Origin of the sequence: Hoeflea sp. TYP-13 (assembly GCF_040932035.1) — a bacterium.
GTDB lineage: Bacteria > Pseudomonadota > Alphaproteobacteria > Rhizobiales > Rhizobiaceae > Hoeflea_A.
The window spans coordinates 159,494-168,550 of the sequence record NZ_JBFRBB010000006.1 but is presented as its reverse complement, the minus strand read 5'-3'; the positions used below and the strand labels follow the sequence as shown (position 1 = coordinate 168,550).

13 protein-coding genes and 1 tRNA gene are annotated in these 9,057 nt (G+C 56.8%); 2 read left to right on the top strand and 12 right to left on the bottom strand.

The genetic code is table 11. From position 1 onward, the window contains the following. Window positions 1-121 precede the first annotated feature (121 nt). Window positions 122-198 (bottom strand) — tRNA-Ile (locus ABVT35_RS26490). A gap of 153 nt (window positions 199-351) precedes the next feature. Here ABVT35_RS26490 and ABVT35_RS26485 point away from each other — a divergent pair. Next, window positions 352-1,074, top strand: a complete 723-nt coding sequence (locus ABVT35_RS26485; protein WP_368470634.1) for an SIMPL domain-containing protein — start codon at window positions 352-354, stop codon at window positions 1,072-1,074. 376 nt (window positions 1,075-1,450) lie between these two features. Here ABVT35_RS26485 and ABVT35_RS26480 read toward each other — a convergent pair whose 3' ends face one another. Next, on the bottom strand, window positions 1,451-1,816 hold the full coding sequence (locus tag ABVT35_RS26480; protein ID WP_368470633.1) for a hypothetical protein: 366 nt from the start codon (window positions 1,814-1,816) through the stop codon (window positions 1,451-1,453). 199 nt (window positions 1,817-2,015) lie between these two features. On the opposite strand from ABVT35_RS26480, the gene ABVT35_RS26475 reads away from it, so the two are divergent. Then, window positions 2,016-2,600, top strand: coding sequence for a DUF4329 domain-containing protein (locus ABVT35_RS26475; protein ID WP_368470632.1), 585 nt, complete (start codon window positions 2,016-2,018; stop codon window positions 2,598-2,600). Window positions 2,601-2,612: 12 nt separating this feature from the next. Here the strand turns inward: ABVT35_RS26475 and ABVT35_RS26470 are convergent, their stop codons facing one another. The 10 genes from ABVT35_RS26470 to ABVT35_RS26425 all read right to left on the bottom strand — a co-directional run bounded on the left by ABVT35_RS26470 (window position 2,613) and on the right by ABVT35_RS26425 (window position 9,046). Beyond that, window positions 2,613-2,951 (bottom strand): hypothetical protein, encoded by a 339-nt coding sequence (locus ABVT35_RS26470; protein WP_368470631.1) that lies wholly within the window; start codon window positions 2,949-2,951, stop codon window positions 2,613-2,615. After that, complete coding sequence (locus ABVT35_RS26465) at window positions 2,948-3,634, bottom strand: hypothetical protein (RefSeq protein ID WP_368470630.1); 687 nt, start codon at window positions 3,632-3,634, stop codon at window positions 2,948-2,950. The genes ABVT35_RS26470 and ABVT35_RS26465 overlap by 4 nt, the downstream gene beginning before the upstream one ends. Beyond that, a complete protein-coding gene (locus ABVT35_RS26460; RefSeq protein WP_368470629.1) occupies window positions 3,631-3,990 on the bottom strand; it encodes a hypothetical protein in 360 nt (119 codons plus the stop codon). The genes ABVT35_RS26465 and ABVT35_RS26460 overlap by 4 nt, the downstream gene beginning before the upstream one ends. Continuing rightward, window positions 3,987-4,715, bottom strand: coding sequence for a hypothetical protein (locus ABVT35_RS26455; protein ID WP_368470628.1), 729 nt, complete (start codon window positions 4,713-4,715; stop codon window positions 3,987-3,989). The genes ABVT35_RS26460 and ABVT35_RS26455 overlap by 4 nt, the downstream gene beginning before the upstream one ends. Window positions 4,716-5,053: 338 nt before the next feature. Beyond that, the gene (locus ABVT35_RS26450) at window positions 5,054-5,638 is read right to left on the bottom strand and encodes a hypothetical protein (RefSeq protein WP_368470627.1); all 585 of its coding nucleotides are present in this window, start codon (window positions 5,636-5,638) and stop codon (window positions 5,054-5,056) included. A gap of 165 nt (window positions 5,639-5,803) precedes the next feature. After that, a complete protein-coding gene (locus ABVT35_RS26445) occupies window positions 5,804-6,493 on the bottom strand; it encodes a hypothetical protein (RefSeq protein ID WP_368470626.1) in 690 nt (229 codons plus the stop codon). A 327-nt stretch (window positions 6,494-6,820) separates the two neighbouring features. After that, entirely contained in the window at window positions 6,821-7,423 is a 603-nt protein-coding gene (locus ABVT35_RS26440) for a GNAT family N-acetyltransferase (RefSeq protein WP_368470625.1), read from the bottom strand. Further along, window positions 7,416-7,835, bottom strand: a complete 420-nt coding sequence (locus ABVT35_RS26435; RefSeq protein ID WP_368470624.1) for a ketosteroid isomerase-related protein — start codon at window positions 7,833-7,835, stop codon at window positions 7,416-7,418. Before ABVT35_RS26435 ends, ABVT35_RS26440 begins: the two co-directional genes overlap by 8 nt. Window positions 7,836-7,943: 108 nt before the next feature. Beyond that, a complete protein-coding gene (locus ABVT35_RS26430) occupies window positions 7,944-8,594 on the bottom strand; it encodes a glutathione S-transferase (protein WP_368470623.1) in 651 nt (216 codons plus the stop codon). 44 nt (window positions 8,595-8,638) lie between these two features. After that, window positions 8,639-9,046, bottom strand: a complete 408-nt coding sequence (locus ABVT35_RS26425; RefSeq protein ID WP_368470622.1) for a secondary thiamine-phosphate synthase enzyme YjbQ — start codon at window positions 9,044-9,046, stop codon at window positions 8,639-8,641. Window positions 9,047-9,057: the final 11 nt, after the last annotated feature.

Sequence of the window (9,057 nt, the reverse complement as noted above, 5' to 3'; positions counted from 1 at the left end):
GATACATCGACTTGGAGCAAAGAACATTGCAAACCATCGACAACCCGTTCGGCACGAGGTTGTCACCCATGTCTTAGGTACGTTCTGTTACCTATGTCTCCGGGTCGGACAACAAGTGATTTGGTGGGCCCGGAGGGACTCGAACCCCCAACCAAGCGGTTATGAGCCGCCGGCTCTAACCAATTGAGCTACAGGCCCCACCCGGCGATACTGGAACCGCCGATTCGCTCGCACCATGGCGGATGGTTGCGCGAACCGGACCCGCTTAAACCAATTCGCAGCGTCCGACAAGACATTGCCGTAATGAGTTCATAATAACCGTCTGCCAAACACACTTAATTGGGGTTCCATATGATTTCTCGCCGAAACCTTGCATTCGCTCTGGCGCTTGCCGTCCTGCCCGTGCCGGCGCTCGCCAGCGATGCACCCAAGCCCGGACTTGTTTCCGTTACCGGACAGGGCACCGCCCATCTGGTACCCGACATGGCCGTCATCACGCTCACCGTCATGCGTCAGGAAAAAACGGCCCGCGCGGCGCTCGACGCCAACAATTCGGCGATGGCCGAGGTGCTCGCGGCGATGAAGGCGGACGGCATTGAATCGCGCGATCTGCAGACCTCCGGCTTTTCCATCAACCCGCAGTATTTCTATCCGAAGAGCGACGGCACCCGGCCGGTGGAGCCGACGATCACCGGCTACAGCGTTTCCAACTCGCTGACCGTGCGCATCCGCAACCTCGACATGCTCGGCGCGATCCTCGACAAGTCGGTGACGCTCGGCGTCAACCAGGGCGGTCAGATCAGCTTCACCAATGACGACCCGTCGGAAGCGGTCTCCAAGGCCCGCACGGCTGCGGTAAAAGATGCCGTTGCCAAGGCCGCGACGCTGGCCGAAGCCGCCGGCGTCTCGCTTGGCCGCATATCGCAGATCAATGAACAGCACAGCGTTCCCCAGCCTATGCCGATGATGCGCGCTGAAATGGCGATGAAATCGGCGGATGCCGCCGTGCCGGTGGCTACGGGTGAAAACCAGTATCAGGTCAACGTCAACGTGACCTTCGAGATCAATCAGTAGATAAAGAAATCCCCGGCGCTGGCGTGTACGCTGGCCAGCGCCGGGGAAGGTCCGCCGATCGGTGTGGGTGGTGAGGAGCAAGGGGTGCCCAAGTTTAATCATTTGACCGAGGCGATTTAGGTCGCTGGCTAGGCGGGTTGCTCGCCTTGGTGCAATCCACCAAAAGAGTGAGCCAACGACGCCAGGGGGCTAAATCGCCCGGCCAATCAATGTTGGCTGTTGATTATCCGTTCTACTCACAGGTGGGGAAAACCGGTCCATCGGCGTTGTTGCGTCGCTTGCCCGATGCACCGCATCGCTCCGCGCGTCGCGCCTAGCCGAGTGAACCGGTTTTCCACCATCAAATGATCAAACTTGGACACCCCTTGCTCAATGATCAGCGGAATGCAATGACAGGGCAGTGGCGGCGGTTGGCAAAGACAACGCGGGTTCTGTAACCGTAGCGCCATCCCTTCACGACAACCTTCCTGTGGTTCCTGCGCACGATATGTGCGTTGCGAACGCCCATGCGGCGGGCTTTTTTGACGGCGCGGCGCGGCTTGCAGTAGCCCCTGGGGCCTCCCCAGGAGGGTCCCGGTCCCCACTGGGGTCCGTATCCCGGGCCGTAAACGTAGCCGTAGCCGTTTCCGAACTGTATGCCGAACTGTACCTGCCCGGCGGATGCCTGACTCGTACCCACGGCTGTTGCACCAACGGCGATCAATGCCGCCAGCGTTGTTGCTTTTGCAATTTTTGCGAACATTTTGTGCTCTCCATCCTCTGGGTTTCCGGATCGCTGTGATGCGATGATTAAACTTTAGTAAGGTGGAGCTGAACGCATTTGGAACTCGCCGTTCATCTGTCGTTCATCGACGTGGAAACAGCCGACCGGCCCGTTGCCAGCACCTTTGATGCGTGTATGTTCGGAGCCTAACGCTATATGCTGCAAATGGATTGACGCCTTGTTCAGCAAACGAATCTCAAATTATTGGCCCGCCATTCCCGGCGTCTGTTTCGTCGTCGCGATCGCCTGGCCGTTGCTTGCACAGGAGCAGTCCGAAAAAGAACCCGCGGACGATCTCGACACCTTCGCCATCAGTCATCTCGACAAAATCCAGCCGCGCTCCATCCGTGACAACGCGGAATATTGCGGGCTTTTCGGTTACGACGAAAATGGCGAATTTGCAGCGACACCGGCCATCAGGGGTGGACGGGACGGCTGCAATCCGGGCATTGAACCGGACGGCCTCGAGGTGATCGCCTCCTATCACACGCACGGCGCCTATTCGCCCGATGCCGATACCGAAGCCCCCTCCGTCGATGATCTGCTCGGCGATTTCGAGGAAGGCATCGACGGCTACATAGCCACCCCGAGCGGCCGGGTCTGGCTCAACCTGCTCGAAGAAAGGGTATCTGTCCTCTTGTGCGACCCCGGATGCGTCTACGCCGACCCGAATTTCCGCGCCTGCCCGGCCTTCCTGCCGGATGATGAGTATACAATTGAGACACTGCGCGAACGCGAGGCTGCGGATACGGGGGAGTGTTAGTGGTTAGAGCATTCAACCGTTCCACGCATCGCTGCCGCCTTCACCGCCGAAGATCTCGTCCGTGCCCCGATAGGAGATGACCGTTTCGCCGTTCAACTCCGGTATGTCGACGCTGCCGGAGATCGTGTAGGCGACGGCGTAGAAGCCAGCTTCGTATTCATCGCTATCAGCATCTGACGGCGATTTGGCAGAGATTTCAGCTGTACCTATAGCCGTGCCAATAGCATCACCCAAGCCGTCAATGTCGGAACCATTAACAACATTTTGCCCGTCGCCCAGTCCAGCGTTGTAGCCACGGTTGTAGGAATCCATGGATAGAATTGCTAAGAATAACTCCTTTGAAATAGTCATCCACAGTCTCCTATCTTGAAAGCCCCGGTTCCAAGGTTGTTGGAAAGTCTATTGTCAGAGATCGGCCCCTTTTGACCACTCAGCCTCACTCGTCTTTCTTTATAATCACAGAGCCAGGATAGGGTTTTTTCCACCTTGCCCTCCGTCAGCGACTCATCCGCAATTTCCAACGTCACGCTTTCCAGCCGCACGCCCGGGCCGAAGGTGGCGACGAGATTGTCCGGGTCGACCTCGCGAACACTCGTGGGATCGTCGGTGTTGCGGAACGTCACCAGCATCGGCAACTGATCGGCTGTCAGTTCGATGGAGGGCTTCTCCCGCGCCAGAACACGTGTCACATCGACCGCTGTTATTCTCGTGAGGTCGAAATCGTAGCGTTCGTAGAAGGGCGGAAAAGGAAGCGTCCCGGCACCATTCAGGAGCGAAAAGAGATACCGCCCATCGCCGAGATCGACGACAACGGCCTCGCCAGTCGCTGAAAAACCGAATCCACGCCCGAACAACGGAAGCTTGCTGGTATCCTCGCTGACAATCTGAATAACGCCCGACCCTGTGCGTGTCTCACCATCGACATTGACCTCATAGGTCAGTCGATAACGCAGCGACGCACGATCCCAACTGGAAAAAAACCAACCTGCAGCTGCGGCCAACAAAACAACAATGACGACGAGTGTCCCTCTCATGCAGCGCACCACACGCTATTGGTCACACCCGCCCCGATGAGCCATCCATTCCACGCATCGCTGTCGCCTTCATCGCCGGAGATCTCGTCCGTGCCCCGATAGGAGATGACTGTTTCGCCGTTCAGTTCCGGAATATTGACGCTGCCGGAGATCGTGTAGGCTACCGCGTAGAAGCCAGCGTCCAATGCGGCCTGAGAAATTCCTGCGTCATTTAGATTATACGAGACTGTGGCAGTTCCGATCTCAGCGGAGCCATCTGAGGCATCAGAGTTCGCGAAATCAATGCCGGCATTGTAGCCCCGATTATATGAATCCATTGACAATATTGCCAGAAATAGATCTTTAGAGATGCTCATTCTTGCCTCCAGTCAATTCCTCGCACAAACTCAAGTATCCCTACGGTCGTGTACCCACGCGGACTCTGGTTCGGGACTCCAAAGGCAGGTGGGTCTCTATTGTCTTTGGCCTGCTTGAGCCACCAGCCAAGGAGTTTTCCAATTTGACCCTCTGTCACCGGCTCATCGGTGATTTCGAGCGTGATTTCATCAAGGCTCACCCCCGGGCCGAAGGTCGCTGACAAGTTCAGCGGGTCCACTTCGCGAACGCTTTTCGGATCATTGATATCCCTGAACGTAACAAGCATCGGGTAGCCATGGTTCTTCGGCTCAAGAATGGCAACCGTGCTCATCTTGGGAATGAGCTTAAGCCATTTGCCGCGGTTCTGCGTCGGCAGTTCATCGCGCACGGCCCAATAGTACCGCTCCTTGCTTCCCCCGAGCAGTGCGAACAGATATCGCCCGGGAAGCACTTCGACGACCGTCGCCTCGCCGCGGATCTTGTAACTGACCTCGTTGGTGCTTGGCGGTATCTGGCCGAACCAGGATTTCACCTCGACGACGGACGAACCGGACACTTGGCCCGACGGCGTATCGACAACGACCGTCAGCTTCTGATGCCAGTCATTCCTGTCGCGGCAACCGGTTGCGCCGATTGCCATCAGCACGATGACCAAAAGCCAAACGCCCCGCCCAATTGCAGAACGCCACCCCATGCATATCCGCACAATCGCAATAAAATCCATTCGATATCGCCCATAGAATCGCCGGTTACCCCACCAGCAGTCGTTGGGCGGCATGATTAGCGGCTAAATCATGGGTTGCAAGCAGATGATCCTGCTTGCGTTAACGGGAATGTAAATTTCTGAAATGCCGGTCATGGTTTTCACCGGTGTGTGGGCTGCCCGGAACCACTCATTGGGGCTCACCCGTGCGACCGGGACTGGCGATTCGGGCCACGTTCAAGGCCGACAGATTGCCTAGATTGGGGATTTAGTAAACTGTCGCAATAATTTCCACCGTAATTTCGTAATTTTAGGATTGCCACTCAATGCGGCACGAATTTAGTGGGCGCAATATTGCTTTAGCGTCTTATTGGGTAACGCAGACCCAAGATTAATTTCTTGTATTGCCTGTCGATAATCTTCCAACTCGCATCGAGTTGAGCTTGATTTCGCATCCAACCAAGCTCCTCATCGATCAGCCCCTCTGTAACTGGCTCATCGGTTATCTCAAGCACTACACTCTCCAAGCCGACTCCCGGTCCGAACGTCGCAGCAAAGTTGCTTGGATCCACGCGCTTCACACTGTTGGGGTCATCAAGATTGGTAAAGGTAATAAAAAACGGAAATAGATCGTTTGAGAGAACTTGCGGCTTACCCTGTTCAGCTTCGATAACATCAAAAAGTTCATTAATCGGCAAACGCTGAGCTCCAGCTCCCAACGCTTTGAATGCCAGATCAGTAGCATAGTTGTATTCATCTGGCGGATTCAAAAGAGCAAACAACACCCCGCGCCCAGGAATCTCCACAACCACGGCCTCGCCGCTCACGGTGGTTATCCATTGCGGCCCGTTGGCAGCACTGAGCGGGTCGTTCTTCCGCCAGCGCACCCGCACCACGCTTGAGCCGGTGTAGGTCTTGCCGTCCGCCTCCACTGTGATTGTCATCTTCTGGTGCCAGGAATAGGCCTCCGAGAACGATCATAATCAGCGCCCCGGCAACCAGCAATGCCCTCACACCGGCACTCCAGCGAATGCGCAGTGGCCAGTGCCCGATTCACTGCTGAACCGCCTGGAAAAGAACAGTTTTTCAATTCGGCGGATTGCCATTTCTCAACCTTTCAAATCAGGAAAATGGGAAAGTAATTTGCCGATTGCCCTACGACTTTTGAGCGGCAGCTTGGACCAACCGGGGTTTTCCATAACGTCGGGATCCTGTAACCAGCTTAGAACTCCCTGCACTCGGCCCACCGTGACTGGTTCGTCAGTGATTTCGAGCATCACGCTTTCCAACTCGACGCCCGGACCGAAGGACGCTGCAAAATCATCTGGATCGACCTCGCGCACGCTGGCCGGATCATCTATATTGGCAAAGGTCACGAGCATCGGCATTTGATCGCTGGTCAATTCGATGGAAGGCTTGTCGGCCCGAAGGGCACGGGTGACATCAACTGGTGTTTTGTTGCCCTTGTAATAGGCAACAAACGGTTTGAATGGCAGGTTCGAAGCGTTATTCAAAAGCGAAAACAGGTATCGTCCGTCGCCAAGGTAAACCACGACGGCCTCACCCTTGGCCGACGAGCTGAACCCAACCCCCGGCAATGGAAGATTGCTCGTATCTTCGCTTGTGAGCTCGATAACGCCCGAACCGGCGTGCACCTCGCCATTGACGTCAATCTTGTAGGTTAGCCGGTAGCGTAAAGATGCTTGGTCCCAAACCATAAAGAACCAGATGGTTGCCGCACCGACCAGAGCAACAGCCGTTGCGGCAATCGCAACGATAATTGCAACAAGCGTTTTCATTTGGCGCCTCTATACATCGTAACAAAAGGAGGATGTTTTGAGGGTCCAATCAACCGGAGACACCAGCAGCCATTACAACTGTCGCCGCCAATACCCGCAGTACCAGCCGACCCATACACACCTGCACAATCGCAACAAAACCCATTTGATACCGCCCATTAAATCGCCGACTACCCCGCCGGCAGTCGTTGGGCACAATGATTATCGGCAAAATCCAGGGTTGCAAGCAGATGATCCGGCTTGCGTTAACGGCGAATGTATTTTCGGACATCCGGCCAAATATACTGCAAGCCTGCGCCGGCGAAAATTTTACGATCAAGCCCCCGCTCAACCCTCTTCCGGCAGCGTACGGGTCCAGAACTGCATGGGCTTACGCGTTTCCTCCGTGTCACCGATATCGCGCCAGGGAAAATCGCAGACAACGCCGTCCATCTTTTCATAGCCGCGATTGCGCCAGAAATTGTCGAGCGGCACGTAGTCCGCCGGGCGCATCTGGTGGTCGTCCGGACGGACCACCCCGCAAAAGACGACCCGATTGAAGCCTTCCTCGCGCGCGGCCTTCTCGCGTTCCTTGAAAAAACGCACGCCAATGCCCCGCCCGCGATATTCCGGCAGAAGCACCGATTCGCCGAAATAGAAGAAATCCTCCGCCTTGTGACCCGCCCGCAGGAACGGCTCGGCAAAGTCGTCGAAGTGATCGGCAAGCGGTGCGCCGGTTGCCGCCCCGACAAGCTTGTCGCCGTCATAGGCGCCGATAATGACAGCGCCGGGCGAAGCAGCAAATTTCGAAAGATAGTTGCGCTCATAGTCCTTGTCGCCTTCATAAAGATACGGCCACGCGTGAAAAACGGTAATGCGAAGCTGCGCCAGATCGTCGAGTGCCGCTTCAAGTTCGGCGCCCCTCAGCTTGCGGAACTCAATCTCAGACACTTGCTGCCTCCACCTGGCCGATCCAGTCGGTCAGGTTGTAGCAGGTCGTCACGCGGCTGATCAGCCCGTCATCGATCTCGAAGAATATGCCGGCCGGCAGGCTGTAGGTCTGGCCATTTGCAGGCGGCAGCCCTTCGGCGGTCTTCAGGTAAGTGCCGCGCACGGTGAACTCGGCTGCCGCGCGGCCGCCATCGGTCGATACCATGACGGCAATGTCGCTAAGCACCTCGGAATAGTGTTCGGCCATCATGGCGTTGAACCAGCGAAACTTGTCGCGGCCGATCTCGCGCCCGCCCTGGTTGATGTCGTGAATGACATCCTCGGATAAAAGCGCCAGCATGCCTTCGCTGTCGCTGCGGTTGAAAGCATCGAGATAGTCATTGATCAGCTTTTCGGTCGTCGCTTGCTGCACCGGGGTTCCTTTCGAATTGGCAACGGTTGGCGATAACTTTAGCAGGAACAGGTCTCAAGCCAGCATTTTAGTGCGGCATTTGACGTCAGGATGACGACAGGGTGTCATTCACTCTCCAAATACCGTCACCGGATCGCCGGAATTCCATCTTGGGTATTTTCCCATGATCGCACCAAATCTGTCTGAAGCTTCAAAGCGCTCCAGCCAGTCTTTGGCGGCAGGCCAGTCCTCGCCGTCAAACCAGGCCCGGTCGACATTAGCGAACTGGCGGATGAAGGGCAGGATCGCCATGTCGGCGAGGCTTGCCCTGCTGCCGAAAAGCCATCCGGTTTGTTTCAATTGCGCGTCCAAGCCGCCAAGAACCGACGCCGCCCTGCCGCGCTCTTCCAGTGGATCGCCATCCGGATAACGGCTCTCGTATTTATAGCGGTCGAGGCTGGTCTTGAACGGTCCGTCCATCTCCTCGATCAGGGAAATCATATCGTCCCGTGATCCGACGTCCGGTTCAAGCCAGCCCTCCGGATCGTTTTTGCCGAGCGCCCACAACATGATGTCGAGGCTCTCATCGATGACGCTGCCATCCTGGCTGACCAGCGTCGGCACCGTAGCGGATGGCGAAGCGGCGAGAAACTCAGGCGCCTTGTCTCGCAGCAGGACCTCGCGCAATTCGACTTGCTTCCCGCTGGAGCGCAAGGCGAGCCGCGCGCGCATCGCATAGGGGCATCGGCGGAAACTGTAGAGGATCGGTAATTGCGACATGGGCCAGTCATATAAGGCCGGAAGCCGCCTTCGTCACCTGCCGGTCACGGCGAAATGTGCAGAACCACCTTGCGGCTGTGCGGCGCGCGGCGGTGTTCGAACAAATAAATGCCCTGCCATGTGCCAAGCAGCATCGAAGATCGGGCAACCGGAATGGAAAGGCTGACCTGCGTCATCGCCGCCTTGATATGCGCCGGCATATCGTCAGGCCCTTCCTGCGTGTGCCGCAGCCATTCCATGTTTTCCGGCACGATGCGGGCGAAAAACTCGTGGAGATCGCGCTGCACGTCGGGATCGGCGTTTTCCTGGATCAGCATCGAACAGGATGTGTGGCGCACGAATATCGTCAGGATGCCCGTCTCAACCCCGGCACCGGTTACGAAGCGTTCGGCCTCACGGGTAAACTCGTAAAGCCCCTGCCCGCTGGTCTCGATCGTGATTTCAGTCTGCATGGCTCACCGGT

Bases quoted from the DNA above. Each gene is read 5' to 3' on its own strand.
- ABVT35_RS26485 (WP_368470634.1), top strand. From the start codon at position 352: ATGATTTCTCGCCGAAACCTTGCATTCGCTCTGGCGCTTGCCGTCCTG.
- ABVT35_RS26480 (WP_368470633.1), bottom strand. From the start codon at position 1,816: ATGTTCGCAAAAATTGCAAAAGCAACAACGCTGGCGGCATTGATCGCC.
- ABVT35_RS26470 (WP_368470631.1), bottom strand. From the start codon at position 2,951: ATGACTATTTCAAAGGAGTTATTCTTAGCAATTCTATCCATGGATTCC.
- ABVT35_RS26465 (WP_368470630.1), bottom strand. From the start codon at position 3,634: ATGAGAGGGACACTCGTCGTCATTGTTGTTTTGTTGGCCGCAGCTGCA.
- ABVT35_RS26460 (WP_368470629.1), bottom strand. From the start codon at position 3,990: ATGAGCATCTCTAAAGATCTATTTCTGGCAATATTGTCAATGGATTCA.
- ABVT35_RS26455 (WP_368470628.1), bottom strand. From the start codon at position 4,715: ATGGATTTTATTGCGATTGTGCGGATATGCATGGGGTGGCGTTCTGCA.
- ABVT35_RS26450 (WP_368470627.1), bottom strand. From the start codon at position 5,638: ATGACAATCACAGTGGAGGCGGACGGCAAGACCTACACCGGCTCAAGC.
- ABVT35_RS26445 (WP_368470626.1), bottom strand. From the start codon at position 6,493: ATGAAAACGCTTGTTGCAATTATCGTTGCGATTGCCGCAACGGCTGTT.
- ABVT35_RS26430 (WP_368470623.1), bottom strand. From the start codon at position 8,594: ATGTCGCAATTACCGATCCTCTACAGTTTCCGCCGATGCCCCTATGCG.
- ABVT35_RS26425 (WP_368470622.1), bottom strand. From the start codon at position 9,046: ATGCAGACTGAAATCACGATCGAGACCAGCGGGCAGGGGCTTTACGAG.